27 protein-coding genes and 1 tRNA gene are annotated in these 26,844 nt (G+C 65.3%); 19 read left to right on the top strand and 9 right to left on the bottom strand.

Annotated features, from left to right (window positions below; translation table 11 throughout):
* Entirely contained in the window at positions 1-1,101 is a 1,101-nt protein-coding gene (apbC, locus tag ACFOKJ_RS02730) for an iron-sulfur cluster carrier protein ApbC (protein ID WP_390276460.1), read from the bottom strand.
* A 284-nt stretch (positions 1,102-1,385) separates the two neighbouring features.
* On the opposite strand from apbC, the gene ACFOKJ_RS02725 reads away from it, so the two are divergent.
* The 7 genes from ACFOKJ_RS02725 (at position 1,386) to ACFOKJ_RS02695 (ending at position 9,080) form a co-directional block, all read left to right on the top strand.
* Positions 1,386-2,636 carry an MFS transporter gene (locus ACFOKJ_RS02725; protein ID WP_390276459.1) on the top strand — a complete coding sequence of 417 codons (1,251 nt, stop codon included), beginning with the start codon at positions 1,386-1,388 and terminating at the stop codon, positions 2,634-2,636.
* A 127-nt stretch (positions 2,637-2,763) separates the two neighbouring features.
* Positions 2,764-4,833 carry a methionine--tRNA ligase gene (gene metG / locus ACFOKJ_RS02720; protein WP_390276458.1) on the top strand — a complete coding sequence of 690 codons (2,070 nt, stop codon included), beginning with the start codon at positions 2,764-2,766 and terminating at the stop codon, positions 4,831-4,833.
* A gap of 255 nt (positions 4,834-5,088) precedes the next feature.
* A complete protein-coding gene (locus ACFOKJ_RS02715) occupies positions 5,089-5,274 on the top strand; it encodes a hypothetical protein (protein WP_390276456.1) in 186 nt (61 codons plus the stop codon).
* Positions 5,275-5,348: 74 nt separating this feature from the next.
* Positions 5,349-5,425 (top strand) — tRNA-Met (locus tag ACFOKJ_RS02710).
* Positions 5,426-5,609: 184 nt separating this feature from the next.
* A complete protein-coding gene (locus ACFOKJ_RS02705) occupies positions 5,610-7,136 on the top strand; it encodes a fumarate hydratase (protein WP_390276454.1) in 1,527 nt (508 codons plus the stop codon).
* A 206-nt stretch (positions 7,137-7,342) separates the two neighbouring features.
* Positions 7,343-8,086, top strand: coding sequence for a substrate-binding periplasmic protein (locus ACFOKJ_RS02700; protein WP_390276453.1), 744 nt, complete (start codon positions 7,343-7,345; stop codon positions 8,084-8,086).
* A 139-nt stretch (positions 8,087-8,225) separates the two neighbouring features.
* Positions 8,226-9,080: a metal-dependent hydrolase gene (locus ACFOKJ_RS02695; RefSeq protein WP_390276452.1), complete on the top strand. Its 855-nt coding sequence runs from the start codon at positions 8,226-8,228 to the stop codon at positions 9,078-9,080.
* Positions 9,081-9,197: 117 nt separating this feature from the next.
* Here the strand turns inward: ACFOKJ_RS02695 and ACFOKJ_RS02690 are convergent, their stop codons facing one another.
* Positions 9,198-9,653 carry an Lrp/AsnC family transcriptional regulator gene (locus tag ACFOKJ_RS02690; protein ID WP_390276451.1) on the bottom strand — a complete coding sequence of 152 codons (456 nt, stop codon included), beginning with the start codon at positions 9,651-9,653 and terminating at the stop codon, positions 9,198-9,200.
* Between the two features lie 183 nt (positions 9,654-9,836).
* On the opposite strand from ACFOKJ_RS02690, the gene ctlX reads away from it, so the two are divergent.
* Positions 9,837-10,784 (top strand): citrulline utilization hydrolase CtlX, encoded by a 948-nt coding sequence (gene ctlX / locus ACFOKJ_RS02685; protein WP_390276450.1) that lies wholly within the window; start codon positions 9,837-9,839, stop codon positions 10,782-10,784.
* Here ctlX and ACFOKJ_RS02680 read toward each other — a convergent pair.
* The 4 genes from ACFOKJ_RS02680 to ACFOKJ_RS02665 form a co-directional block, all read right to left on the bottom strand.
* The gene (locus ACFOKJ_RS02680; RefSeq protein ID WP_390276449.1) at positions 10,768-11,475 is read right to left on the bottom strand and encodes a hypothetical protein; all 708 of its coding nucleotides are present in this window, start codon (positions 11,473-11,475) and stop codon (positions 10,768-10,770) included. The genes ctlX and ACFOKJ_RS02680 overlap by 17 nt on opposite strands.
* Positions 11,476-11,583: 108 nt before the next feature.
* The gene (locus tag ACFOKJ_RS02675) at positions 11,584-12,684 is read right to left on the bottom strand and encodes an ATP-binding protein (protein ID WP_390276448.1); all 1,101 of its coding nucleotides are present in this window, start codon (positions 12,682-12,684) and stop codon (positions 11,584-11,586) included.
* 13 nt (positions 12,685-12,697) lie between these two features.
* Positions 12,698-13,405 carry a response regulator gene (locus tag ACFOKJ_RS02670; RefSeq protein WP_390276447.1) on the bottom strand — a complete coding sequence of 236 codons (708 nt, stop codon included), beginning with the start codon at positions 13,403-13,405 and terminating at the stop codon, positions 12,698-12,700.
* Between the two features lie 75 nt (positions 13,406-13,480).
* A complete protein-coding gene (locus tag ACFOKJ_RS02665) occupies positions 13,481-13,993 on the bottom strand; it encodes a hypothetical protein (RefSeq protein ID WP_390276446.1) in 513 nt (170 codons plus the stop codon).
* A 145-nt stretch (positions 13,994-14,138) separates the two neighbouring features.
* Here ACFOKJ_RS02665 and ACFOKJ_RS02660 point away from each other — a divergent pair, with 145 nt between their 5' ends.
* From ACFOKJ_RS02660 to rlmF, 6 genes are all read left to right on the top strand, one after another.
* On the top strand, positions 14,139-14,492 hold the full coding sequence (locus ACFOKJ_RS02660) for a DUF1272 domain-containing protein (RefSeq protein ID WP_390276445.1): 354 nt from the start codon (positions 14,139-14,141) through the stop codon (positions 14,490-14,492).
* 116 nt (positions 14,493-14,608) lie between these two features.
* A complete protein-coding gene (locus ACFOKJ_RS02655; protein ID WP_390276444.1) occupies positions 14,609-15,508 on the top strand; it encodes an EamA family transporter in 900 nt (299 codons plus the stop codon).
* The gene (locus ACFOKJ_RS02650) at positions 15,508-15,972 is read left to right on the top strand and encodes a GNAT family N-acetyltransferase (RefSeq protein WP_390276443.1); all 465 of its coding nucleotides are present in this window, start codon (positions 15,508-15,510) and stop codon (positions 15,970-15,972) included. The genes ACFOKJ_RS02655 and ACFOKJ_RS02650 overlap by 1 nt, the downstream gene beginning before the upstream one ends.
* A 12-nt stretch (positions 15,973-15,984) precedes the next feature.
* Complete coding sequence (locus ACFOKJ_RS02645; protein ID WP_390276442.1) at positions 15,985-16,182, top strand: DUF1737 domain-containing protein; 198 nt, start codon at positions 15,985-15,987, stop codon at positions 16,180-16,182.
* 12 nt (positions 16,183-16,194) lie between these two features.
* Positions 16,195-17,127, top strand: a complete 933-nt coding sequence (locus ACFOKJ_RS02640) for a GlxA family transcriptional regulator (RefSeq protein ID WP_390276441.1) — start codon at positions 16,195-16,197, stop codon at positions 17,125-17,127.
* A 96-nt stretch (positions 17,128-17,223) separates the two neighbouring features.
* Positions 17,224-18,171 (top strand): 23S rRNA (adenine(1618)-N(6))-methyltransferase RlmF, encoded by a 948-nt coding sequence (rlmF, locus tag ACFOKJ_RS02635; protein ID WP_390276440.1) that lies wholly within the window; start codon positions 17,224-17,226, stop codon positions 18,169-18,171.
* A gap of 557 nt (positions 18,172-18,728) precedes the next feature.
* Here rlmF and ACFOKJ_RS02630 read toward each other — a convergent pair.
* Positions 18,729-19,973 (bottom strand): DEAD/DEAH box helicase, encoded by a 1,245-nt coding sequence (locus ACFOKJ_RS02630; RefSeq protein ID WP_390276439.1) that lies wholly within the window; start codon positions 19,971-19,973, stop codon positions 18,729-18,731.
* Positions 19,974-20,171: 198 nt separating this feature from the next.
* Here ACFOKJ_RS02630 and ACFOKJ_RS02625 point away from each other — a divergent pair, with 198 nt between their 5' ends.
* The 3 genes from ACFOKJ_RS02625 (at position 20,172) to ACFOKJ_RS02615 (ending at position 22,062) form a co-directional block, all read left to right on the top strand.
* Positions 20,172-21,098: an alpha/beta hydrolase family protein gene (locus ACFOKJ_RS02625; RefSeq protein ID WP_390276438.1), complete on the top strand. Its 927-nt coding sequence runs from the start codon at positions 20,172-20,174 to the stop codon at positions 21,096-21,098.
* 80 nt (positions 21,099-21,178) lie between these two features.
* Positions 21,179-21,637 (top strand): YeeE/YedE family protein, encoded by a 459-nt coding sequence (locus ACFOKJ_RS02620; protein ID WP_390276437.1) that lies wholly within the window; start codon positions 21,179-21,181, stop codon positions 21,635-21,637.
* A 2-nt stretch (positions 21,638-21,639) separates the two neighbouring features.
* On the top strand, positions 21,640-22,062 hold the full coding sequence (locus tag ACFOKJ_RS02615; protein ID WP_390276436.1) for a DUF6691 family protein: 423 nt from the start codon (positions 21,640-21,642) through the stop codon (positions 22,060-22,062).
* Between the two features lie 338 nt (positions 22,063-22,400).
* Here ACFOKJ_RS02615 and ACFOKJ_RS02610 read toward each other — a convergent pair whose 3' ends face one another.
* A complete protein-coding gene (locus ACFOKJ_RS02610; RefSeq protein ID WP_390276435.1) occupies positions 22,401-23,279 on the bottom strand; it encodes a LysR family transcriptional regulator in 879 nt (292 codons plus the stop codon).
* Positions 23,280-23,378: 99 nt separating this feature from the next.
* Between ACFOKJ_RS02610 and ACFOKJ_RS02605 the strand changes: the two genes are divergently transcribed.
* Positions 23,379-24,386, top strand: a complete 1,008-nt coding sequence (locus ACFOKJ_RS02605) for a YeiH family protein (RefSeq protein ID WP_390276434.1) — start codon at positions 23,379-23,381, stop codon at positions 24,384-24,386.
* A 70-nt stretch (positions 24,387-24,456) separates the two neighbouring features.
* Positions 24,457-25,083: a 2OG-Fe(II) oxygenase gene (locus tag ACFOKJ_RS02600; protein ID WP_390276433.1), complete on the top strand. Its 627-nt coding sequence runs from the start codon at positions 24,457-24,459 to the stop codon at positions 25,081-25,083.
* Positions 25,084-25,095: 12 nt separating this feature from the next.
* On the opposite strand, the gene ACFOKJ_RS02595 is transcribed toward ACFOKJ_RS02600, so the two are convergent.
* Positions 25,096-26,766 (bottom strand): ABC transporter substrate-binding protein, encoded by a 1,671-nt coding sequence (locus ACFOKJ_RS02595; RefSeq protein WP_390276432.1) that lies wholly within the window; start codon positions 26,764-26,766, stop codon positions 25,096-25,098.
* Between the last annotated feature and the right edge of the window lie 78 nt (positions 26,767-26,844).

The following is a 26,844-nucleotide window of genomic DNA, read 5'->3' as shown; positions in this document are numbered from 1 at the left end:
TCAGTTGTTCTGGATCACGATCTTGGGAATCTTGCTGGAGAAGTCGCGTGCCTTCTCACCCACCTTCACCGCCAGCTTGCGGGCGATTTGCTGGTAGCGTGCGGCCAGCTTGCTGTCCGGCTCTGCCACCACGGTCGGCTTGCCTTCGTCGGTCGCCAGGCGGATGGCCAGATCCAGCGGCAGCGAGCCCAGCACCGGCACGCCGTACTGTTCCGCCATTTTTTCCGCGCCACCGTGGCCGAAGATGTGTTCTTCGTGGCCGCAGTTGCTGCACACATGCATGGCCATGTTCTCGACGATGCCCAGCACCGGCACACCTACCTTCTCGAACATCTTCAGGCCTTTTTTCGCATCCAGCAGCGCGATGTCCTGCGGTGTGGTCACGATGATGGCGCCGGTTACCGGCACCTTCTGCGACAGCGTCAGCTGGATGTCACCGGTGCCCGGCGGCATGTCGATCACCAGGTAATCAAGGTTGTCCCACAGCGTGTCGTTCAACAGCTGCTGCAGTGCCTGGCTCACCATCGGGCCGCGCCACACCATGGCCTGGTCTTCGTCCACCAGGTAGCCGATGGACATGGTCTGCACGCCGTAAGCGATGAGCGGCAGCAGCTTGCCGTTGTCCGCCTCCGGCTTGTGGCCCTGCTGGCCCATCATCAAGGGTTGCGACGGGCCGTAGATGTCGGCATCCAGAATGCCGACGCGGGCGCCTTCGGCCGCCAGCGCCAGCGCCAGGTTGGCCGCGGTGGTGGATTTGCCCACGCCGCCCTTGCCGGACGATACGGCGATGATGTTCTTCACCCCCGGCAGTGGCGACATGCCGCGCTGTACCGCGTGGCTGGTGATCTGGCTGGCCACGTTCACCACCGGCTGGCGGCCGGCGGCAAACGGCGCCAGCGCGGCCAGAAACTCCTCGCGGATGGCGGCAAAGCGGCTCTGCGCCGGGTAGGGCAGGGTAACGTTCACTACCAGCTCGGCGGCACTGTTGGCCGCAATGCTCACGCCCTTGGCATGGCGATAGGGCTTGCCGGTGTCCGGGTCGAGCAGGGTGCCGAGGGCGGCCAGGATGTCGTCGTCGCTGTAGGTAGAGCTGGAGGTCATGGTGGTGTTCCGTGCAGAGTCGTCGGCGCCGGCGCCGAACAGTTTGCCGATTCGGGAGAACATAGCGGAGTGGCCTGATTGGATAGCCGACTATTTTAGTCGGAATAATGGCCGGATGCGAGCCGGCAACAATGGCGGAAATGATAGCCCAAAGCTTGCCGATTGTGCGCCGCTGGGCCCCGCCCGGCATGCTCGGCTTGGATAACTGGCTGATTTGGCGTAGAATCCGCCCCTTTTTTTGCGCGGAATGGTGCATTGTTCCGCGCCGCGTCCGAGGTTTCCGTTTGAATCAGCAACACAAGATTTCCCGTCTCAATCTCACCACGCTGCTGTTCCCGCTGGCGCTGGTGCTGTTCGAGTTCGCCGTCTACATCGGCAATGACATGGCCCAGCCGGCCATGCTGCTGGTGGTACAGGAATTCGGCGTCGATACCTCCTGGGTGCCGCTGTCGATGACCGCCTACCTGCTGGGCGGCGCGCTGCTGCCGTGGCTCACCGGCCCGCTTTCCGACCGCTTTGGTCGCCGCCCGGTGCTGCTGGGCGGGGTGATATGGTTTACCGCCAGCTGCCTGGCCACCTACCTGGTAAGCGATATTCACAGTTATATGCTGCTGCGTGTGTTGCAGGGCTTCGGGCTGTGCTTCATCAATGCCGTCGGCTATGCCGCCATCCAGGAGGCCTATGCCGAAACCACCGCGGTGCGCGTTACCGCGCTGATGGCCAATGTGGCGCTGATCGCGCCGCTGGCCGGCCCGCTGGCCGGCGCCGCGCTGGTGACACTGGCGCCGTGGCGCACCGGCTTCCTGCTGATCGCCGTTTGCTCACTGCTGGCGCTGATCGGGCTGTGGTGGAAGATGCCGGAAACCCGTCAGCCCTCGCCGGAGGTAAAGTTGACGCCACGCGCGCTGTGGCAGGGCTATTCGCGCCTGCTGCGCCATGGCCGTTTCGTGCGTGCCGCGCTGTGCATCCCGCTGCTGGCCATGCCGCTGATGGCGTGGATCGCGCTGTCGCCGGTGCTGCTGGTGGAAGACATGGGGCTGTCGGCGCTGCAGTACGGCCTGTGGCAGATTCCGGTATTTGCCGGCCTGATCGGTGGCAACCTGCTGCTGGCGCTGGTGGCGGAACGCTGGCCGCTGGGGCGCTCGGTGCTGGTGGGCATGTGGCCGCTGCTGGCCGGCCTGGTGCTGATGCTGGGCAGCGTGGTGTTTGCAAGCAATCGCCACGTCTACCTGGCACTGGGCATGTCGCTGATGGCGCTGGGCGAGGGGCTGTCCTTTGCCGTGTTGTACCGTTTTGCGCTTACCGCCAGCATCCAGGCCAAGGGCATTGTGTCCGCCGGCATGAGCATGCTGTCGATGGCCGGCTACGCGCTGGGCATCGAGCTGTTCCGCTGGGCCTACCTGGTTGCCGGACTGCCGGGCTTTGCCGTGATGGCGCTGTTGTTCGCCGCTGCGTTCGTGCGGCTGGCGCGGCCGCAGGTGAAGCTGGCCATGGCAGAGCGCAGCGACCCCGACCTGCTGCCGCAGGGCGCGTAAGCACAATGTTGGCCGCATGGCTTGCGGCCAACCATTTGCCTGCCCCTGCAGCCAAGCAAAAGGGGTGGGTAAGGCCAGGCTTGGCCGCTATAATCGACCGTTTCAGAATACCAACCGGGATGCACCCATGACCAAACCCAGCAAACGCAAGATTCTGGTAACCAGCGCGCTGCCGTATGCCAACGGCGCCATCCACCTTGGTCACATGCTCGAACACATCCAGACCGATGTCTGGGTGCGCTTCCAGAAGATGCGTGGTCATGACTGCCATTATGTGTGTGCCGATGACACCCACGGCGCGCCCATCATGCTGGCGGCGGAAAAGCAGGGCATCACCCCGGAGCAGCTGATCGAACGCGTGAAGAGCGAGCACCTGGCCGACTTCAGCGGTTTCCACATCGGCTACGACAACTACTACAGCACCAACTCGCCGGAGAACAAACACTTCGCCGAGCACATCTACAAGACGCTGAAGGCCGACGGCAAGATCGTCAGCCGCACCATCGAGCAGCTGTTCGACCCGGAAAAGCTGATGTTCCTGCCGGACCGCTTCGTGAAGGGCGAATGCCCGAAGTGCGGTGCCAAGGACCAGTACGGCGACAACTGCGAAGTGTGCGGTGCCACCTACAACCCCACCGAGCTGAAGAACCCGTACTCGGCGGTATCCGGCGCCACCCCGGTGCTGAAGACCTCCGAACATTTCTTCTTCCGCCTGGGCGAGTGCGTGGACTTCCTCAAGGGCTGGACCGGCGGCAGCAGCAAGCGTGCCGACGGCGTGAGCCAGCCGCACCTGCAGCCCGAGTCGCTGAACAAGATGAACGAGTGGATCGAAGGCGGCCTGCAGGATTGGGACATCAGCCGCGATGCGCCGTACTTCGGCTTCGAGATTCCGGACGCACCGGGCAAGTACTTCTATGTGTGGCTGGACGCGCCTATCGGCTACATGGCCAGCTTCAAGAACCTGTGCGAGCGCAGCGGCATCGATTTCGACGACTACTTCCGCGCCGATTCCGACGCCGAGCTGTACCACTTCATCGGCAAGGACATCCTGTACTTCCACGCGCTGTTCTGGCCGGCAATGCTGAAATACGCCGGCTACCGCGCGCCCACCGGCGTGTTTGCCCACGGCTTCCTCACCGTGGACGGCCAGAAGATGTCCAAGTCGCGCGGCACCTTCATCACCGCCAAGAGCTACCTCGACTGCGGCCTGAACCCGGAATGGATGCGCTACTACATCGCCGGCAAGCTCAACGGTCGCATCGAAGACATCGACCTGAGCCTGTCCGACTTTGTGGCACGGGTGAACTCCGATGTGGTGGGCAAGTACGTCAACATCGCCAGCCGCGCCGCCGGCTTCATTACCAAGCGCTTCGGCGGCCAGCTTGCGGCCAACGTTGAAGACGAAACCCGACTGCTGGGCAATATCGCCAATGAGGCGGAAAACATCGCCGCCGCGTTCGAAGCGCGCGAATACGCCAAGGCGCTGCGCGAGATCATGGCCATTGCCGACATCATCAACGGCTACGTGGACGCCAACAAGCCGTGGGATCTGGCCAAGCAGGAAGGCCAGGACGCGCGCCTGCACGAAGTGTGCAGCGTGCTGATCAACGCCTTCCGCCTGCTCACCATTTACCTGAAGCCGGTACTGCCCAAGCTGGCGGAGAGCGTGGAAGTGTTCCTCAACATCGAGCCGCTGCAGTGGGCCGATGCGCAGCAGCTGCTGCTGAACCACCACATCAAACCGTATCAGCACCTGATGCAGCGCATCGACCCGGTGCTGATCGACAAACTCATCGAAGCGAACAAACAGAGTATGGAAACACAAGCACCGACCGCCGCGGCCAACTACGAGCCGCTGGCCGACACCATCAAGATCGACGACTTTGCCAAGCTGGATCTGCGCGTGGGCAAGGTACTGGCCTGCAACTTTGTGGAAGGCTCCGACAAACTGCTGCAGTTCAGCGTGGACCTGGGCTTTGAAACCCGTAACATCTTCTCCGGCATCCGCGCTGCCTACCAGGAGCCCGAGAAGCTGGTTGGCCGCAAGGTGATCGTGGTAGCCAACCTGGCCGAGCGCAAGATGCGCTTTGGCGTGTCGCAGGGCATGATCGTGTGTGCCTCCGGCGTGGAAGACGGCTCCGGCCTGTTCCTGCTGGATGCCGACGACGGTGCCGAGCCGGGCATGCGCATCGGCTAAGCCTTCCCCAGCATGGCAAGCAAACGCCCCGCTACTAGCGGGGCGTTTTTGTTGATGCATGTCACAGCGCTGTCATGCGGCTGGGCTAAGCTGCCACAGGCTTAAGCCATATGTGTAGACATTCTGCCGCGGCAAGCGGGAACTCCGTGAAACTACCTATGGTCAATTCAATCGCAATACAGTAATTTGTAAATACAAACTATCATTCCGAATCATAATCGGCATAACAAGAATGACAACGCAAAGGTAAATATCATGCAAATCAGCCAACTGTTGCCTGGCCATAACATCCTGGAAACAACCGACAAAGGTGAAGTCGTGCGCTTCGAAGTGGTAAACGTGCGCGCCATCGGCCGCCGCTACGAAGTCACCATGCGCACCCCCGCAGGCGTGGAAAGCGTGCTGTACCCGGCCAACGCCTATGTGCAGACCGCTGCCTGAACCGCGTGCCATAAAATAAATTGATAAAGTTGTTGACGGGGAAATGGTCTACAGTTACTATTGTTCTTCTCTGCCGCGGGGTGGAGCAGTCTGGTAGCTCGTCGGGCTCATAACCCGAAGGTCGTAGGTTCGAATCCTGCCCCCGCAACCAAGTTTCAAGTAAAAAGCCAACTCTTCGAGTTGGCTTTTTGCATTGCTGCACCGCCAGGCAGTGTCGTCATGCCCGTTCATGGCTGGCGAACCCGGTGGTGGTGACCCAACGATGGCGCAGTGCAGCGTAACTGCCTAAAATGGGCGGGCTAACCTGAAACAGCCCCACGCTGGAGATCGCAATAATGACCATCATCCGTCAGGAAGACTTCATCCAGAGCATCGCCGATGCCTTCCAGTACATCAGTTACTACCACCCGAAAGACTATATCGACGCGCTGTACCAGGCGTATCTGCACGAAGAAAGCCCGGCGGCCAAGGACGCCATGGCGCAGATCCTGATCAACAGCCGCATGTGTGCCGAAGGCCACCGCCCGATCTGCCAGGATACCGGCATTGCCGTGGTGTTCCTAAAAGTGGGCATGAAAGTGCAGTGGGACAGCACCCTGAGCGTGCAGGAGATGGTCAACGAAGGCGTGCGTCGCGCCTACCTGAACCCGGACAACAAGCTGCGCGCCTCCGTGCTGCTGGATCCGGCCGGCAAGCGTCAGAACTCCAAGGACAACACCCCGGCGGTGGTGCACTTCGAGATCGTGGAAGGCGACGGCGTGGAAGTGATCTGTGCCGCCAAGGGCGGTGGCTCGGAGAACAAGTCCAAGTTCTACGCGCTGAACCCGTCCGACAGCATCGTTGACTGGGTGATCAAGACGGTACCGACCATGGGCGCCGGCTGGTGTCCGCCGGGCATTCTGGGTATCGGCATCGGCGGTACCCCGGAAAAGGCCATGCTGCTGGCCAAGGAATCGCTGATGGACCACGTGGACATCCACGAGCTGAAGGCCAAGGCCGCCAGCGGCGCCGAGCTGAGCCGTGTGGAAGCGCTGCGCCTGGAAATCTTCGAGAAGGTGAACGCGCTGGGCATCGGCGCGCAGGGCCTGGGCGGCCTGACCACCGTGCTGGACGTGAAGATCCTGGACTACCCGACCCACGCCGCCAGCCTGCCGGTTGCGATGATTCCGAACTGTGCCGCTACCCGCCACGTGCATTTCCACCTGGACGGCAACGGCCCAGCCAAACTGGAAGCACCGAAGCTGGAAGACTGGCCGGAAATCACCTACGACAGCTCCAACGGCAAGCGCGTGAACCTGGACAGCATCACCCCGGAAGAAGTGGCCAGCTGGCAGCCGGGTGATGTGCTGCTGCTCAACGGCAAGATCCTCACCGGCCGCGATGCCGCGCACAAGCGCATGGTGGACATGCTGAACAAGGGCGAGAAGCTGCCGGTGGACTTCACCAACCGCTTCATCTACTACGTGGGCCCGGTTGACCCGGTGCGCGACGAAGTGGTTGGCCCGGCCGGCCCCACCACCGCTACCCGCATGGACAAGTTCACCCGCCAGATGCTGGAGCAGACTGGCCTGTTGGGCATGATCGGCAAGGCCGAGCGCGGCCCGACCGCCATCGAGGCGATCAAGGACAACAAGGCGGTGTATCTGATGGCAGTGGGCGGCTCCGCCTACCTGGTGTCCAAGGCGATCAAGGCCTCCCGCGTGGTGGGCTTCGAGGATCTGGGCATGGAAGCCATCTACGAGTTCGAGGTGCAGGATATGCCGGTAACCGTGGCAGTGGATTCCAACGGTACTTCCGTGCACAACACCGGCCCGGCCGAGTGGCGCGTGAAGATTGGCAAGATTCCGGTCAGCGCTGGCTAAGGCATGGCTTGCGGCCAAGGTTGGCCGCAAATTTCAAAACGCCCGCCCGGTAACCGGGGCGGGCGTTTTTGTTGCCTGCCAGCCGGGAAAATAGCGTATCCCCGGTAATCCGTGCCCGTTCTTTAAAACCCTGTTTAAGCAATGGTTAATGACTTTCTTAACTGGCAGAATGAGCCGCATAAATATCCGAGTGCCGGAGTGTGCGAGTGAAGTTGCGTCCCTACCTGTTGTTGCTGGCTTGTCTACTGCCTGTCTGCCATGCCGCCGAGCGGCTCACCCTGGCGGTGGAGGACGACTGGTACCCGTTTGCCGCCGTGCACAATGGCAAGATAGTGGGCATGGCGGTGGAGATCGTGCGCGAGGCTTACCGCGCGGTGGGGGTGGAGGTGCTGTTCCGCAGCATGCCGTACGCGCGCTGCATGCGGCAGACCGAGCTTGGACGCGAAGTAGGTTGTTTCAACTCGCTGCAGGACAGCAGCACCCGCGACCGCTTCCTGTTCGGCCAGCAGCCATTGTTCCATGGCGCAATCACCATCTATGCCCAGAGCGGCAAGTCGCAGCCGGTTACCCTGGCCGACCTGGCCGGCAAACGGGTGGGGCTGACCAATGGCTATACCTACGGCACCGAGGTGGAAACCGACCGGCGCATGATCAAGGAGTACGCGCGCAATGATCTGGCCAGTTTGCGCAAGCTGGCTCTGGGGCGGCTGGATTACGCGCTGGTGTACACCCGGGTGGCCGACTATCTGCAGGGTGCCTATTCCTATGAGCTGTATGGAAAGCTGCAAGTGGTAGGCAAGGTGATAGAAAACCCGCTGTATCTGAGTTTTTCCCGAACCAATTTGCGGGCGGAAAGCGCACTGCGGCAGCTGGATCAAGGCTTGTCGATGATACGCAGTAATGGCAGATATGCTGCTATCACGACGCGCTGGAGCCGCCCGCCGTTGTGAGGCTGCAGTTTGTTATGTGCTTGCTACCTGCGGGCAAGTCTGGTGGCCGGATTATGCGTTTTGAATTGCTGCGCTTCTGACTCTGCAGATTGCGGCATTCCCGGCATAAGCTGATAGCTGGCATACCGGAGTCTCCAGCATGATCAGCATCACACCTCGTGTCCCCAATATCAGCTTCGGACAAGATTTCCCTGTGCGCTGGAATGGTGGTGACGCCGCCGCCAGCCACGTGTTCAATGCGCTGTCCTGGTTGTTTCCATCGGGAGAGCGCTTCTTCATCGATGTGGTACGTGCGGTAGCTGCCGAGCTGTCGTCACCACTGGTGACATCGTTCAACCATGAACTACAGGCCTTCGTGGTACAGGAGGCCATACATAGCCGTCAGCACCAGCTCTACAACGACAGCATGCACCGCCGGGGCTTTCGCAGCGTGGTAGCAAAAACAATCACGCGCTTGCAGCAGCAGGCCCACAGCATGCATGTCCTGTCACGGCTGGCAATCGTCTGTGCCTACGAGCACTACACCACAATTCTGGGCGATTACCTGTTGCGGCGCCCACAGCTGCTGCAGCAGGCAGAACCATGGCTGGCCTTGCTGTGGCAATGGCATGCGGTAGAGGAGCTGGAGCACAAGGCGGTGTGTTTCGAGCTGTACCACCGTGCTGGTGGTGGTTATTGGCGGCGGAACTTGCTGTTTCTGTTGGTGAGCCTGAATTTCAGCCTGCTGTTTTGTCGCCAGTACTGGCACATGCTCTGGAAAGACGGTGCGCTTCGTCGCGGGCAGCTGCGACACACGCTGTGGCGCAGCATGCAGCTAGCCTGGGGACGTGAGGGCTTTGGCTGGTCACTGCTGCATCATGGTTTGGCCTACTGGCATCCTCGCTATCATCCAGAACGTTTTGATAGCCAGCATTTGATACAGCAATGGCTTGCCAGTCATGCCGACAGCTATCGGCCATGGCACCATGGCACTGCAAAACAGCCGGATTGCTAAGACGCAAAGGTCGCAACCGCTAGTGCACAGGTTTACGCAACAAGACGGTGGTGATCGGCAAGGCAGTGTCGCAATGCAAGCAGCAGAGTGGTAAGCGGTGTGCCCATCGTTGCCGGGCTAGCCGCGCCCGCCCAGCTTGATCTGCTGCAGCTGCGGGCTGCTGACGATGCGGCTGATGCGAAAACGCTTGTCATCCAGCCAGCCGCCGGAGAGCTCGCGAAAGTGCGCCAGATCGTGGCAGCGCACCCGCAGCTGGTAATCGAACTCGCCGCTTACCAGCCAGCAGTCCTCCACCTCCGGCGTATTGCGCATGGTGTCCTCGAACGCCTGTTGCGCGGTGCGCCCCAGCTTGTCCCCCAGCGCCAGTTGCGCCATCACCACCACACCTTCCGGCTGCGGCAGGCTGACCGCGGCGTGGTAGCCACGAATGATGCCGGCGCGCTCCAGCTTGCGCACCCGTTCCTGGCAGGGGCGGGGGCTCAGGTGCACTTGCTCGGACAGCGCCTGGTAGGTGATGCGGCCATCACGGCGCAGGATGTCGAGGATCAGCAGATCAATACGGTCCAGTTGCATGGGCGTGGTCTTGTAGGCAGGAGGGCGGTCGAATCCAGCGTTTGGCCGCAGCGGAATCCGCTGTGGCGGGGCGTGATAACAACCGCAAGTGTGCGTCACGCAGCATGGATTCGTCGTTTATCAATGCGACACCTTTTGCACAATCCAGCCATGTCCACTTCACGGCCACTGCCCGACACTGCCATGCAAACCACCAATCGCGTCCTGATGATTCGCCCCTGTCGTTTCGGCTTCAATCCGGATACCGCCGCCAGCAATGCCTACCAGCAGGCCACGCTGGATGCCGAAACCGCGCAGGCTGCTGCCGTGGCCGAATTCGATGCCTACGTAGCGCTGCTGCGTGCCAACGGTGTCACCGTGGACGTGTTCCAGGACACGCCCGAGCCGCACACGCCGGATTCCATCTTTCCCAACAACTGGTTCAGCACCCATGCCGATGGCCGGCTGTTCCTGTACCCGATGGAGGGCGCCAACCGCCGGCTGGAGCGCCGCGTGGACATCGTGGCCTGGCTGCGTGGCAGCTTCGCGGTGCGCGAGCTGGTGGACCTGTCGGCGGCGGAGCACCAGGGCCGCTACCTGGAAGGTACCGGCAGCATGGTGCTGGACCGTGCGCAGCGCCGTATCTACGCCGCGCTGTCCACCCGTACCGATGCCGGCGAGCTGCAGGCCTTTGCCGAACGCATCGGCTACCAGGTCACTGCCTTTACCGCCACCGATGCCGCCGGGCGGCCGATCTACCACAGTAATGTGCTGATGTGCGTGGGTCCGGACTGGGCCGTGGTGTGCCTGGAGGCAGTGGAAGATGCGGAAGAACGCCGCAGCCTGCAGCAGCAGCTGCAGGCCGACGGCAAGGAGGTGATTGCGATCAGCCGGGCGCAGGTGGTGGCGCTGGCCGGCAATATGCTGGCGCTGCACAACGCCAGCGGCGAGCCGCTGGTGGTGCTGTCGCAACGCGCGCATGACGCGCTGGACGCGTCGCAGCGCAGCCGGCTGGCCAGCCATGGCCGCTTGCTGACGCCGGCCATTCCGGTGATTGAAACCCTGGGCGGCGGCGGCGTGCGCTGCATGCTGGCCGAGCTGTTCCTGCCGGCGCACCCCACCGCGCCGGCCGCGTTTACGCAGCGATACTGAGCTGCTGGCTGCTGCTGTCGTCGCTGTTGCCGTACAGGCGCAGCATGCCCAGCAGCCGTTGCAGCGAGCGTTCGTTCACGCCGCCGCCCTGGCTGTCGCTGCCGCTGGCATCGGCGCTGCTGCTGCCATTCTGCGCCTGCTGGTAGGCAATGCTTTCCTGGAAGCTGACCTTGCCGTCACCATCGGTGTCGGCGGCGTCCAGGTTGGCCGCAAGGTTGGCAAAGCGTTCGGCGGCCGTGGTGTCGCCGTTTTCGCTGGCGCTGCTGGCCATGGCCGATAGCTGCTCGGCATCCAGACCTTCGTCGTCGCCCGGTGGCGGCGGAGGCGGCATACCGCCCATTCCCTGCATGCCGCCAGCCATCATCTGCGGCATGCCCTGGGTACGCATGGCATTGAAGCCGCTGTCCAGCTGCGAGGCGATTTCCTGCAGCTTGCTGGTCAGTTCGTCCTGCGTCAGCTTGCCGTCGCTGTCGCCATCGAGCGCCGCAAACAGCTCGGCGCCATCACTGCTGCCGCTGGCGCCGAGTACATCGCTGAAATCGCTTTCCTGCAGATAGCCCTGCTGGCCGGTGTCCAGCTCACTGAATATCTGCGCGGCGATATCGCTGGCCTCCGGCCGGCGCGGTCGCGGTCCCTGCATGGCAGGCATCATGCTCTGATAGCTGCCATAACTACCGATTGCACTTGTCATGATCCTTCTCCCTGTACCCGAAACTGCGGGCACACGCATACACCCGCCGGGATGGCGGGCTGTTGCCAGTGTGTAGGGACTATGTCCAGTGCATGTAGCGGCTTGGTATCAGTTTCGATACAAAGCGGCACCGTGGTCCAGCGGCAGGGTCAGGCGGGCGGTCAGGCCGCCCTCGGCGGCATTGAACAGCGTGAGGCTGCCACCCAGCCGGCGCGCCGCCTCGCGGGAGATCGACAGGCCCAGCCCGGTGCCGCCGGTGTGGCGGTTGCGCGACTCCTCCAGCCGCACGAACGGCTCGAATACCACGTCCAGCTGCGCTTCCGGAATACCGGGGCCGTGGTCGTGGATATCGATGCGCAGCTCGCCATCCTGGCGCTGCAGGGTAATCTCCGCCGCGCCGCCGCCATAGCGCATGGCGTTTTCCAGCAGGTTCTCCAGGCAGCGGCGCAGGCTGGCCGGCAGGGTGTACACCCGGTCGGCATGCCCGCTGACCTGTACGCGGTGACCCAGCTCCTCGGCATCTTCGGCCATGGCCTGCAGCAGCGCGGTGACATTCAGCCATTGCCAGGCTTCTTCCTTGGCGTCATCGCGCAGGTAGGCCAGGGTGGCGTCCAGCATCGCCGCCATATCGTCTATATCCTTGCCCAGCCGTGCCTGCAGCGCCGCATCGTCCAGCTGCGCACAGCGCAGGCGGATGCGGGTAAGCGGGGTGCGCAGGTCATGTGATACCGCGGCCAGAAAGCGGCTGCGCTCGGCCATCTGCAGCCGCAGCTTGTCCTGCATACGGTTGAACAGCCGTGCCGCCTGACGGGTTTCGCGCGGGCCGGTCTCCTGTACCGGCGGGGCCTGCAGGTTGTCGCCCAGCAACGCGGCGGCATGGGTCAGGTGCTGAATCGGGCGCGCCAGGCGGCGGGCGCCGTACCAGGCCACCAGGCTCATGATCGCCAGGGTCAGCAGCTGGCCCAGCCAGAATGCCGGTGGAAAGTGGGAGCGCGGTGGCGGTGGCGCATGGCGCAAGGGGGTACTGGCCAGCAGCGGCGGCGCGCTTGCCCTGGCCGTGCTGGCCGGTGGCGGCGGCGGCTCGCGTGGTGGCTCGAAAAACAGGAACAGGCTGGTCATCACCAGGTGGGTGGTCAGCAATGCCGCTACCGCCAGACCGAACAGGCGGGTGAACATGGTGTCTGGGAACAGGCTAGCCAGGCGTTTCATTATCGGGTTCCGTTCATTCCACCTTACAGTCCAGCAGATAGCCTTCGCCGCGCACGGTCTTCAGCAGCCGCGGCGATTTGGGGTCATCGCCCAGCTTCTGCCGCAGTCGTGATACCAGCAGGTCGATGCTGCGGTCGAAGGCCTCGATGGTGCGGCCGCGCGCCGCATCCAGTAGCTGCTCGCGGCTGAGCACGCGCTGCGGGCGCTCCAGGAACACGCACAGCAGCCGGTATTCGGCATGCGACAGCGGAATCAGTAACTGATCCGGGGTGGTGATTTCGCGCTTGATGTGGTGCAGCGTCCAGCCGGCAAAGCGCACTTCCTGCACTTCCAGCGGCGCCGCCTGGCGCCGGCTGCGGCGCAGCACGGTATGGATGCGCGCCACCAGTTCGCGCGGGTCGAATGGCTTTACCACGTAGTCGTCGGCGCCCAGTTCCAGCCCTACCACGCGGTCGGCGGTTTCGCCACGCGCAGTCAGCATGATGATGGGCGTTTCGCCCTGGCCGCGCAGCTGGCGGCACAGCGACAGCCCGTCCTCGCCCGGCAGCATCAGGTCGAGAATGATCAGGTCGAAGCTGTCGCGCGCCAGCAGCTCCAGCATGGCGCTGCCATTGGCAACGCTGCTGCACTGCATGCCGTAGCCCTGCAGGTAGTCTGCAAGCAGGCTGCGAATGTCCGGGTCGTCATCGACAATCAGTAGGCGGGTGGCTTGGGCTGACATAGCGGTATTCCGTTACGGGGAGTGGGGCAGGCGCAGTGGCTGGCAGCAAATGCCGCCACCGCGCGGCGACCCAGCTCAGGATCGGGGCGGCATACCCTCGGCAGGCATGTCCGGCTTGGCTGGCATGATGCCATCACCGGGGCGGGCCAGCAGGAATTGTCGCACTTGCTGTACCTGCTGCGGGTTCAGGCTATCAAAGAATGCCGCCCATTCCACGCCGGCATAAGGGCTGTCGGCCACTACCGGCAAGGCATCGCGCAGCGCCAGCGACAGAGGCAGCTTGGGGTTGGCCAGATTGCTCTGCAGGGTGGCGTGTGCCTGTTGCATGGCGCGGCGCTGGGCGATCTGGCGCGCAAGGCGCGCGGTTTCCGCCTGCTGCCACAGCGCATCCTGCCGCGCGTTCAGTTGTAGTTGCGGCAGTAGCGGTTCCAGCGACAGGGCGCCGCCTTTTTCCGGGCCATGCTCGCGGGCCGGCAGCTGGCAGCCGGCAGGCACGGCAGTAGGCTGCGGCGGCGCCGCCAGGGCGGTGCCGAGCAACAGGGTGGCGGCCAGGGTGGCAAGGCCACGGGTAACAATGCGAGTGTTCATGATCTGGGCTTTCGTGCAGTGGGGCTTTCCCCGACAGGCTGCAGTGTCGCCGGTGGCCTTGTCGCGCTGTTGTCGGCTTTGTATCCGGCTGCTTACAGCATGGCCGCTGGCGCTATTCCTGCTATGGGCATGCATGGATACATGGATGGCGCAATCTGTCCGCAAGCTGGCCGCATGGCGCATCGCAAGCAGCTATGTACTGCGGCACAATGGCGCTTATTGTCACTGTGCCTGCCAGAGCGGCGGCCAACCCTGGAGCGATAACATGCTTGCCCTGCGACCCGGCTGTGAACTGTGTGACCGCGACCTCCCCGCCGATCTGGCCGGGGCCTTCATCTGCAGTTTTGAATGCACTTTCTGCCACGATTGCGCGGCCCGGCTGGGCCATGGCTGCCCCAACTGCGGTGGCGACCTGCAGCCGCGGCCACGACGCACGGGTGCGCGGCTGGCGGCCAACCCTGCCAGCACGCAGCGCATCTACAAGCCACGGCAGCTGTAACCGGACAATGTTGAACACACTGTTGCTGTTGTCGCCGTGATGGCTGGCGTATGGTGACGGCATGGGTGCGGTACCAGTTGTATCGCTACTTTTTGCATGCAAGCGGAGAGCAAGCCATGAACTGGCAAGACCGTCTGATCGCCCTCGCCATCGTGGCGGTGTGGGGTTTCAATTTCGTGGTCATCAAGTGGGGAGTGGTGGGGGTGCCGCCGTTCCTGCTGGGGGCCTTGCGCTTTAGCGCCGCCGCCGGCATCGGCCTGCTGTTCGTGCGCCGCCCGGCGCTGCCGTGGCGCTGGCTGTTGCTGTACGGCCTCACCATGGGGCTGGGGCAGTTTGCCTGCCTGTTCTCGGCGGTGAAGCTGGGCATGCCGGCCGGGCTGGCTTCCATCGTGCTGCAGTCCTCCGCCTTCTTTACGCTGCTGATCGGCATGGCCTGGTTGCGCGAGAGCTTTACCCGCTGGCAGTTGGGCGGGCTGATCGTTGGCGGTGTCGGCCTGTACCTGATCGGTGGCCTGGGCGCCGCCGGCATGCCGCTGGCCGGTTTCCTGCTTACCCTGTGCGCCGCGGCCAGCTGGGCGTTTTCCAACGTGGTGGTGCGCCGCATCGTGGGCGCCGGCTACAAGCCGGACATGCTGGGGCTGGTGGTGTGGAGCAGCCTGGCTCCTATCCTGCCGTTCTTCGCGCTGTCCGCCATGTTCGAGTCGGCCAGCATCGACTGGGCGCAGGTAGCCAGCGGCAAGAGCCTGTTCGCCATCGCCTATCTGGCGCTGGTTGCCACCCTGTTCGGCTACGGCCAGTGGAGCAAGTTGCTGTCGCGGCATGCGGCCAACGTGGTGGCGCCGTATTCGCTGCTGGTGCCGCTGGTGGGGGTGTTTTCCTCGGCCGTGACGCTGGGCGAACGACTGAGCTTCTGGCAGCTGGCCGGCGGCGTGGTGCTGGTGTCCGGCCTGGTCATCAATATGCTCGGCCCGCGGCTGCTGGCGCTGGCCCGCCGCCCGGCGCTGGGGAGAGCCTGATGGCGCTGCAAATCCGCGCGGCCACGGCCGCCGATTTCCCGGCCTGGTGTGAGCTGTGGGCCGGCTACAACGCCTTCTACGGCCGCCACGGCGACACGGCCTTGCCCGAGGCGCAAGTGCGCCTCACCTGGCAGCGGCTGCTGGGGCTGCTCGATGAGGCCGAGCCGATGCAGCTGCTGCTGGCGGAGCGGGACGGGCAAGTGCTGGGGCTGGCGCACTGCATCTACCATCGCAACACGCTGCTGCCGCACTACGCCTGCTACCTGCAGGACCTGTTCACCGCGCCACAGGCGCGCGGGCAGGGCGTGGCCAGGGCGCTGATCGCGGCAGTGGAAGATGCCGCCCGCGCCCGGGGCTGCCCCAGCGTGTACTGGCACACGCACCAGGACAACGCCACCGCTCGCCGGCTGTATGACCAGCTGGCGAGTGCCACCGGATTCATTGTTTACCGCGCAATGCTGTAAGGAGCACGACTGATGAAGCTGTACCGCCTGCTGACCGGCCCCGACGATTCCGCCTTCTGCCATCGCGTTACCGAGGCGCTGAACCGCGGCTGGCAGCTGCACGGCCAGCCCACGCTCACCTTCAACGGCGAACGGGTGATCGCCGGCCAGGCCATCGTCAAGGAAGTGGACGGCGACTACACGCCGGACATCAAGCTGGGCGAGCTGTAAGCCGGAGATCGCATGGATATCTGGTTCCTGCTCACCCCGCGCTACCTGGCGCTGGATTTCGTCGGCCCGGCCGAGGCACTGCGCATGGCCATCGACGAGGGGGCGCCGTTCCGCCTGCGCGTGGCCGGCCCGGCGCGCGAATGCGTCAGCTCGCTGGGGCTGGCCTCGCTGATCGACCCCCTACCAGAGGTTCTGGCCGACGGCAGCCTGGTGGTGCTGTGCGGCACGGTGGATGAAGACGCCGACTACGCTACACCCGAGGCGCAGCAGCTGGTGGCCTGGCTGCGCCGGCACATCACGCCGCAGGTGCAGCTGGCCACCATCTGCTCCGGCGCGCTACTGGCCGGCATGGCCGGGCTGCTGGATGGCCGCAGCTGCACCACCCATCACAGCATTGTCGGCAAGCTGGCAGCCGTGGCGCCGGCGGCACGGGTGCTGGACAACCGCATCTTCGTGGAGGATGGCAACATCGCCACCTCGGCCGGCATCACCACCGGCATGGACCTGGCGCTGGCGCTGATCGAGCGTCATGCCGGCGCCGACATTGCCGCCCGCGTGGCGCGGCGCATGGTGCTGTACATGCGGCGCAGCGGCGACGATCCGCAGCTGTCGCCGTGGCTGGCCTACCGCAACCACCTGCACCCGGCAGTACACCGCGCGCAGGATCTGATCGCACGCGAGCCGGCGCAGCGCTGGGCGGTGGAGGAACTGGCCGGGCGCGTGCACCTGAGCCCGCGCCACCTTACCCGGCTGTTCCGCGAACAGGCCGGGGTGGGCATCGTCGAGTACCAGCAGCGGCTGCGTATCTCGCTGGTGCGCCAGCTGCTGCAGCAGGGTGTCAGCGTGGAGCGCGCGGCGGAGGGTGCCGGTTTCGGCTCGGCGCGCGATATGCGCCGGGTGTGGAGCAAGTACCTGCCGGGCAGCCCGGGGCGTCCTGCGGTGTAAGTTTTGCGGCCAAGCCGTGGGCATAAGCTTGGCCGCAAGCCTGCACAGTGCGCGATAAATCCGTACAATCCGCCGATTGCTCTTGCGGTATCTGCCATGACTACTTCTGCACCCAAACCTGGCCTGCATTTTCGCAGCGTCCATCGCGACCCCTACGACTTCGCCAAGCTGATCGCGGTCAATCCCGAGCTGGCCGAGTTCGTGCGTCACAACGAACACGGCATCGAGACCGTGGATTTCCACAATCCGGCTGCGGTGAAGGCGCTGAACCGCGCACTGCTGATGCATCACTACGGCGTGCTGTACTGGGACATTCCGCCGGGCTACCTGTGCCCGCCGGTACCGGGGCGCGCAGATTATCTGCACCATGCCGCCGACCTGCTGGCCAAGAGCAATAAGGGCACCATCCCCAAGCGCGTTACCGTGCTGGACGTGGGCGTGGGCGCCAACTGCATCTACCCGATTGTTGGCCGCAGCGTGTATGGCTGGCGCTTTGTCGGCTGCGATATCGACGCCGACGCGTTGCGCATGGCGCGCCTGCTGGTGGACGCCAACCCGCAGCTGAAAAGCGGCCTCAAGCTGCGCCAGCAGACCAACCCGAGCGATGTGTTCGACGGCATCATCAAGCGCGACGACCGCTTCGACCTGACCATCTGCAACCCGCCGTTCCACGGCTCGGCGCAGGAGGCGGAGTCGGCAGCACGGCGCAAGGTGGCCAACCTTACCGGCCAGCGCATGGCCAATGTCGAGCTGAACTTCGGCGGCAAGCATCACGAGCTGTGGTGCGAGGGCGGCGAGGAGTTCTTCCTGGCCACCATGGCGCGGCAGAGCGTGCGCTACGGCCACCAGGTGGCATGGTTCAGCTCGCTGGTGTCCAAGGTGGACAATGTGCGCGGCCTGCAGCGCGAGCTGGAAATGTGCGATGCCCGCCGCGTGGTGGTGATCGACATGGCGCAGGGCAACAAGATCAGCCGCCTGGTGGCGTGGACCTTCCTCGATAAAGAGGAAATGGCGACCTGGCGCGAGGAGCGCTGGGAGAGCTGAGCGTCGTATGACCCGTAGGGTGGGCAAAGGCCGTAGGCCGTGCCCACCGGCAAGGTTTCACTGGTGGGCACGCTGCGCTTTGCCCACCCTACGATTGCAGTCCGTTCCGCCCCGATGCGGCCAACCTTGCCCGGTTGGCCGCATTTTTCATGCCGGCTTCCCGTTCTGTGTTGCCGAGCGTAGGTTGGGTTGAGCGCAGCGAAGCCCAACGTTTACCGCGTCAGGTTTTGTATCCGCTTCGCGGATGATGTTTGAAGTCGCCGGTTCCGCCCGGCAGACGGGCCAGGGGGCGTGCCGCCGCCCCCTCGCGACCCCGCTCGCCCCAATGGTCCGCGAAACCCCGGCCAAAAAGGCATTCGCCAGGCGCCGGCAATTCGCCGTTTGCTAACGTCAAACGGCTCAAGTGCCGTCTTAAAACCTGGCGAACACCATTTTGGCCGGCGCTCCCCGTGGGGCAATCTGGCGCTTCACAACGTTGATTGACGGCCAAGAAGGTATCAATTGCTAAAACTTGTTCCGCCCCGATGCGGCCAACCTTGCCCGGTTGGCCGCATTTTTCATGTCGGCTGCCCGTTCTGTGCTGCGGCCGCTGCCGCCCGCAGCTTGTCCTTCTTGCTCATGCGCTTGCCCTTGATACCGCCGTTGTCGTCGCTGGCCAGCAGGCGCGGGGCCGGCTGGTCGGTTGGTTCGAAACCGGGCACTACTTCGCGCGGCAGGGAGAGGCCCAGGCGCTTCTCGATCAGGCGGAAGTGGGCGCGGCTGTCGGCGTCGATCAGGCTGATGGCCATGCCGCTGTGCCCGGCGCGGCCGGTGCGGCCGATGCGATGGCTGTAATCCTGCGGCGAGCGCGGCAGCGCCATGTTGACCACTACCGGCAGCGCTGGCACGTCGATGCCGCGTGCCGCCAGGTCGGTGGCCACCAGCAGCTGCAGCGTGCCGTTCTTGAGATTCTCCAGCACCCGCTCGCGCCGCCCCTGCGCCAGCTCGCCATGCAGCGCGGCGGCGCGGATGCCTTCGCGCTGCAGCCATTGCGCCAGCTCGGCGGCGTCGTGCTTGCTGTTGACGAACAGCATGGCCTGCGGCCAACCCTCCTGTTGCAACAAGTGCAGCAGCAGCGCGTTGCGGCGGCGGGCATCCACCTCGATGGCGCGCTGGGTGATGTCCGGCGTGTCGGCGGTGATGCTTACCCGCTGCGGCTGCTGCAACAGCTCGGCGGCCAGTTGCTTGATGTTGGCCGCAAAGGTGGCGGAGAACAGCAGCGTCTGCCGTTTGGCCGGCAGCAGCGCCAGCACGCGGTTCAGCTCGTCGGCAAAGCCCAGCGCTAGCAGGCGGTCGGCTTCGTCCAGCACCAGGGTGTCGATGTCGGCCATGGCCACGGCGTTGTTAGCGACCAGGTCCAGCAGCCGCCCCGGGGTGGCAATCAGGAAGTCCGCTCCGCCGCGCAGCGCCAGCAGCTGCGGGTTGATCGATACCCCGCCATAGGCGGTGACGATCTTGCAGCGCGGCAGGTGCGCGGCCAGCTGCTGCAGCGTGGCGCCAACCTGCTGCGCCAGCTCGCGGGTGGGCAGCAGAATCAGGCTGCAGCGCTTGCCGTGCTGGCCCCTGGTGTGCAGCCACTTTTGCAGCAGCGGCAGGCAGTAGGCGGCGGTTTTGCCGGCGCCGGTGGGGGCGGTGGCCAGCAGGTCGTGGCCAGCCAGAATCAGCGGAATGGCCGCCTGCTGGATGGCGGTGGCGGCCGGGTAGCCGGCTTCATCCAGCGCGTGCAGCAGCGCCGGGTCCAGGGCAAAGGAGGAAAAGGGCATGGCGGGCGTGGCTGGCGCCACGCGGTAAAAAACGGAAAGGCGGCAGTCTACGGCTTTTCCTCTGTGGCAACTAGCACAGCAAGCAGGTGGCTGGCGGATGGTTTCCGGTTGACGCCATGGCAGCAATGGCGTTCTATTCAGTCGCTTGTTTGAATGGCTGCATCAGACAGCCAGGCTAGCACCACAATGCGAGGAATCATGGACATACGTCAGGATGACATCTACCTGCCGGTCAACGACCGCGACACGCTGTATCTGAAACGCCTGCATCCCAAACGCCAGCCGGATGCACCGGCAGTGTTGCTGCTGCACGGGGTGATGGCCAATGGCCGTATTTTCTACTCCGCCAACGGCAAGGGGCTGGCGCCGTATCTTGCGGCGCATGGCTACGATGTGTTCGTGGCCGATCTGCGCGGGCGCGGCAACAGCACGCCGCGCATCGACCGCCACGCGCGCCATGGCCAGACCGAAACCATCACCGAAGACCTGCCCGCCTTGCATGCCGCGGTGCGGCATATGAAGGGTGGGGCGCCCATTCACTGGATGGCGCATTCCTGGGGCGGCGTGCACATGAGTAGCTGCCTGCTGCGCCAGCCGCAGCTGATTGCCGAGGTGCAGAGCCTGGTGTACTTCGGCAGCAAGCGCTGCGTGCATGTGCGCAACTGGCGCAAGCGGCTGGAGGTGGACCTGATGTGGAACATCGTTGGCCGCATGCTGTGCCGCACGGTGGGCTACCTGCCGGCGCAGCGCATCGGCCTGGGCGCGGACGACGAAACCGACAAGAGCCACTGGCAGAGCAAGCAGTGGGCACGGGTGGCGCCGTGGGTGGATAGCGACGACGGCTTCGACTACGCCGCTGCCGCGCAGCGCCAGCAGCTGCCGCCAGCCTTGTACTTTGCCGCGCACAACGACCCCTGCCGCGGCCACCCGGCCGATGTGAAGCGCTTTCGCGACGAAAGCGGCCAGCACCTGTCGCGGCTGCGGCTGCTGGCACGGCACAAGGGCCACCGTCACGACTACGACCACGTGAGCCTGCTCACCCACCCGGATGCCGTGCGCGACCATTTCCCGCTGGTGTTGCACTGGCTTGGCGGCGACTACCAGCGGGTAGTGGAGAACTACTGAGCAGCGGGCAGGGCGGCTGGCCTGATACAATATTTTTGTTTGTATAATGTCAGCCATTGCGATGGCAGGGGTGCCTCATCATGCTTGCGTATTTCCCTCACGGTTTCGAGCGCTACCTGCTTGGCGGCCTGCTGATCGGCAGCGGCGTGGCGCTGCTGTTCATCACCACCGGGCGCCTGGGCGGCGCCAGTACCTTCTTCAGCGCGGTGTGGTCCTACCTGCTGCGCACGCCGTTCTTCCAGCAGCCGGCACTGCGCGACAGCCGCGGCTGGCGCCTGCTGTACGCGCTGGGGCTGCTGCTGGGCGGTGTGCTGATGCTGCTGGCCGGTCTGGCGCAGCCGCACACCGCGCTGCCGGCGTGGAAGCTGCTGCTGGGCGGCCTGCTGGTGGGCTTCGGCGCCCGCCTGGGCGGTGGTTGCACTTCCGGGCATGGCATCTGCGGGCTGGCGTCGCTGTCCGGCGGCTCGCTGGCGATCGTCATCACCTTCCTGGGCACGGCTATCGTTACCGCCCAGCTGTTCAGCTGGTGGGGGATGTGAGCATGAGCGCAAATGCTTTGCTGCAAGGGCTGGCCACGCTGCTGGCCGGCCTGCTGTTCGGCATCGGCCTCAGCTATGCCGGGATGACCCGGCCGGAAACGGTGCTGGATTTCCTCAACTTCCGCGACCTGGGGCTGCTGCTGGTGCTGGGCAGCGCGGTAACGGTAAACCTGCTGGTGTACCAGCTGTGGCCACGCCTGCGGCCAACCCCCCTGCTGGGTGGCAGCTATCAGCAGCGGCCGTTCGTGCTGGATCGTCGCAGTGTGGCCGGCGGCGTGCTGTTCGGCCTCGGCTGGGGCATCTGCGGGGTCTGCCCGGGGCCGGCGCTTACCGCCAGCGGCAGCGGCGACGGCGGCGTGCTGCTGGCCCTGCTGGGTATTGTGCTGGGGGCCGGGCTGCATGGCTGGTGGGCGGGGCGGAGATGAGGCGATCCGCGATCCGGCCCGTTTGAGCCAGTGGTGTTGAATCCGCTGCGCGGATGCTGATTCGGGTGCCGGTTCCGCCCGGCGCACGTGCCAAGGGGGCCACCGCGGCCCCCTTGGCAATCCCCGGCTCCCCGGGACTGCTCGAAACCCCGTGCAAAACGGCACGCCCCAGGCGCCGCCGAACTCGCCGCGCGCTAGCGTCGCGCGGCTCAGGCATGCGGCGGCTTAAGACCTGGGGCATGCCATTTTGCCCGGCTCGCGTCAACGGGCCTGGGCTAGGTCGCTATCGTTCTACTGTCTGACGGCTTGTGCAAATGCGTTGATGTGAGCAGATGTCCTTAACCCTTATTGGCATCCAGCTGCAAAAAAGCCTGCATGCTGCGCCCCGCCGGGCGGTCGCGGTGGCGCACGCACCATAGCGTGCGCGCCAGCGGCGGCAGGCCGCTGTCCAGTTCCACCAGGCTGCCATCTGCCAGCAGCTCTGCCACCACGCGCCGCGACAGGCAGCTGATGCCCAGCCCGGCGGCCACCGCGCGCTTGATGGCTTCCGAATCCCCAAGCTCCATTTCCAGTTGCAGGCTGCCGAGCTCAGGCAGCAGCACGCGTTCCACCTCTTCGCGGGTGCCGGAGCCGGCCTCGCGCAGCAGCCAGGGTGCTGCGGCCAACCGTTCGCGGGATAGCGGCTGCCTGGCCAGCGGGTGGTCGCGGGCGGCGATCAGCACCAGTTCGTCCTGCAGCCACGGCGTGGCGTGCAGTTCGGGGTGGTGGCAGGGGCCTTCGATCAGGCCGAAGTCCACCCGCAGCGCGGCTACTGCCGCCACGATGTCGCGGGTGTTGGCCACCTGCAGCGCAACCTTGCATTGCGGCCAGTCGCGGCGCAGCACCGCCAGCCGTTGCGGCAGCAGGTAGTTGGCAATGGTGGTGCTGGCGCCCAGCCGCAGCGACAGCACCGCGCTGCCGAACATGCCCTGCAGCACCGCCGCTTCGTCCAGCAGGGCGCGGGCGCGTGGCAGCAGGCTGCGGCCGTTTTCGTTCAGCTGCAGGCGGCGGCCCACGCGGTCGAACAGCGCGGCACCCAGTGCGCCCTCCAGCTGTGCCAGCGCCTGGCTGGCGGCGGACTGCGACATGGCCAGGCTGTCGCTGGCGCGGGTAACCGATTCGGCATCGGCAATGGCGGCGAACACTTCCAGTTCGCGCAGGCTGAGCTTGAGAGTCATTGATCGGTATTGCTAATGGTATTGATCGATATTATCCGTTTTACCACTAAAAGCCGGCTGCGTAAGCTGACAGCACCGTCCAACCATGTGGTGCCTGCCATGTCGCCTACTGCCTGTCTGCCCGGCCTGCTGGCCGCCCTCCTGCTCGCCGCTGCCGCACAGTGGCTGGCTGGCCTGCCCTGGCTGGCTGCGCATGCGGTGTCGCCGCTGCTGCTGGCGATTGTCGGCGGCATGCTGCTGGCCAATCTGCGCCGGTTGCCAGTCAGCTGGCAGCCGGGCTTGCAACTAAGCCGGCAGCAGTTGCTGCGCGCCGGCATCGTGCTGTTCGGCCTGCAGCTGACACTGGGTCAGCTGCAGCAGCTGGGCGGGCGGGTGCTGCTGATCGATGCGCTGGTGCTGGGCAGCACCTTCGGCCTGGCGCTGTGGCTGGGGCGGCGGCTGGGGCTGGACCGCGACAGCTGCGTGCTGATCGGCGCCGGCAGCGCCATATGCGGCGCAGCGGCAGTGCTGGCCACCCAGCCGGTGATCCGCGCCAGCGGTGAGCGCGCCGGGGTGGCGGTGGCTGGCGTGGTGCTGTTCGGCAGCATCGCCATGCTGCTATACCCATGGCTGTACGGGCTGCTGGCGCCGCTGGGGCTGACGCAGGCCGGCTATGGCGTGCTGGCCGGCTCCACCATGCACGAGGTGGCGCAGGTGGTGGTGGCCGGCAAGGCGGTGGGCGAGGCAGCCGCCGCCAGCGCAGTGATGACCAAGATGCTGCGGGTGATGCTGCTGGCGCCGTTCCTGCTGTTGCTGGCGGCCGGCTGGCAACGCCGCGTGGCGCAGCCGGGGCAGCGCGTGCCCATCTCCATTACCATCCCGTGGTTTGCCTTTGGCTTCATCGCCGTGATCGGCCTCAACAGCAGCGGCTGGCTGCCCGCCGGCCTGCATGATGCCTTGCTGCAGCTGGATCGCTTGCTGCTGGCTGCCGCCATGGCGGCGCTGGGGCTGGATACCCGCTTTGCCGCGCTGCGCCGCGCCGGCTGGCGCCCGCTGCTGTTGGCCGCCTTGTTGTTCTGTTGGCTGCTGCTGGGTGGCGGCGGCATCAACTGGCTGCTGCAGGCTTGATATCGCGCATTGGCGATCGCCGCCGCGCATGGTAGAAAGCCGGCTGTCCGATTTTTAGCCGAAGCTCGCGATGTCCCTGCAATTCGATATTGATGCCGTACTCGACCGCCTGGCCAGCGATGGCTGGGTGGTGATTCCCCATGCCTTGCCGGCTGCGCTTACCGCCGAGCTGCGCGATGCCTGCCTGCAGGTATGGCAGGAAGGACGCTTCCACGAGGCCGCCACCGGCCGTGGCGATGGCCAGGCGCGCCGCGCCGAGATCCGCAGCGACTCGGTGCTGTGGCTGGACCAGGTGGCCGAGCTGCCGGCGGTGCAGGCCTATAACGCGGCGATGGACGAGGTGATGCAGGCGGTGAACCGCGGCCTGTACCTGGGGCTGGCCGAGCTGGAATCGCACTTCGCCGTTTACCCGGAAGGCGCGTTCTACAAGAAGCACCTGGACCGCTTCCGCGATGACGACGCGCGCACGCTGACCACGGTGTTCTATCTGAACGAAGGTTGGCCGCAGGATGCCGGCGGGCAGATCCGCCTGTACCTGGATGCCGACTGCACGCAACACCTCGACGTGGAGCCGGAAGCCGGCACCCTGGTGCTGTTCCTCTCCGACCGTTTCTGGCACGAGGTGCTGCCGGCCAGCCAGCAGCGCTTGTCGGTTACCGGCTGGTACCGCCGCCGCGTCGATGGCGTGAACTGGTAGCCGCCACCGGTTTCACGTTTCTTCCCTCAGCCACAGGCTGCTGAAATCCATCCAGCCGTTCAGCCCCAGTTTCAGCCCGGCCACGGCCGGGCTGGCCAGAATGCCCTGCCGCTCATGCGACAGCGGCAGCAGCCAGCCTTCCGCCACCAGCCAGTCGCCTATCTGCCGGTAGGCCGCCATGCGCGCCGCGCGCTCCGGCTGATGCTGGATCGCCAGCAGCGCCGCATCCATGCGCGCGCCGGCCTCCCCCCGCAGTGCCTGTTGCAGTACCGGGTTGCTGCCGAACCACTCGTGGCAGCTGTAGTCGCGGTCGTCGTGCAGCACCTCGCTGGACAGCACCAGGTCGGTGTGCGGCCACCAACTGGGGTGATCTTCGTAACGCGGGTAACTCAGGGTGTCGATATCCAGCGTGATGCCGTGTGCGGCCAACCTCGCTGCCAGCGCCTGTGCCAGCGGCTGGAAGGCCGGCAGCTCGTAGGTGACCAGCCGCAGCCTGCTGCCGGCGGGCAGCGCCGCCTCGCCGGGCGCTACCGGTGGCTGTTGCCAGTCCGGCAGCAGGCCCAGCGCCGGGCGGCGCAGCGGGTCGTCGGTGGCGACCAGCGCCGGCTGCGACAGCAAGCGCAGCAACCAGCGCCGGCATGCGGCATCGGCCAGCAGCGGGCGCTGCGGGTTGGGCAACAGGTAGGTGCAGGCCGATTGCAGTGCCCGCACCGTGTCGCCGGCATCCAGCCGCAGGTCGAAGCCCTGCGCTGTGCTGGCATCGTCTTCGATAACCCACAGGTCGATCTCGTCCAGCAGCGGCCGTGCACGGTAGTAGTGCGGGTTGGCCTGCAGCGTCAGCCGCTGCGGGCTATGGCGCAGCACGCGGAACGGCCCGCTGCCCACCGGCTGGCGCGCAAAGTCGGCGGCGCGGCGCGGCGGCACGATGGAAGCATTGGCGGTGAGCAGTCGCTGCGGCCACAGCCAGTCGCTGTCGGCCAGTTCAAAACTGAGCGACAGCGCATCGTGTACCCGGATGGCGCGCAGGTCGCGGTACTGGCGCCGCCACGGGCAGGCCGGGCTGTCCAGCCGGCGGATGCTGGCGGCCACCGCGGCGGCATCCAGCGGCGTGCCGTCGTGAAAGCTGATGCCGGGGCGCAGCCAGAAGCGCCAGCGCCGTGCCTCGTCTGCCGCCTCCCAGTGGTGGGCCAGCGCCGGCAGCAGGGTCTGGCTGTGCACGTCGAAATCGCACAGCCGGTCGAACAGCTGGCGCACCAGGTGTGCCTCCAGCCGGCTGCTCACCGCAATCGGGTCCAGCGTGGTGAGCTGGCGATGCAGCGGGATGCGCAGCTGGCGGCGATTGTTGCCGGCGCCCAGGTAGCGCGGCAGCTGCGCCATCAGCTGGCCGCGCTGTGCCGGCGGCAGGCGGGCGAAAGCCTGTTCCAGCTCGCCCTGTGCCAGCAGCTGCCCCACGCCCTGCAAGGCCAGCGCGTCGGGTGACAGCAGGCAGCGCAGGGTGGAACGCCGGCCGCGGCCACGGCCGGGCAGCCAGCTCAGCCAGCCCTGCGCCTGCATGCGCGCCAGCTGCAGCCGCACATTGCGCTCGCTGCAGTTCAGCAGCGCTGCCAGTGCCGGCAGGCCGGGGTAGGCATCGCCCTCGCCGTAGTGCCGGTACAGCAGCCGGTATTGTTGTTCCAGACGCATGTCTGCTCCTGTTGCGGCCAAGCTTTGGCCGGCTAAAAGCGGAAGTAGTCTGCCGGCATTCTATCCATTTTTTGCTTC

This window comes from Vogesella amnigena (assembly GCF_042648905.1).
In the GTDB taxonomy this organism is placed as follows: domain Bacteria; phylum Pseudomonadota; class Gammaproteobacteria; order Burkholderiales; family Chromobacteriaceae; genus Vogesella; species Vogesella amnigena.
Note: the sequence above shows the minus strand (reverse complement) of the source record. Positions and strands in the feature narration are given on the sequence as shown.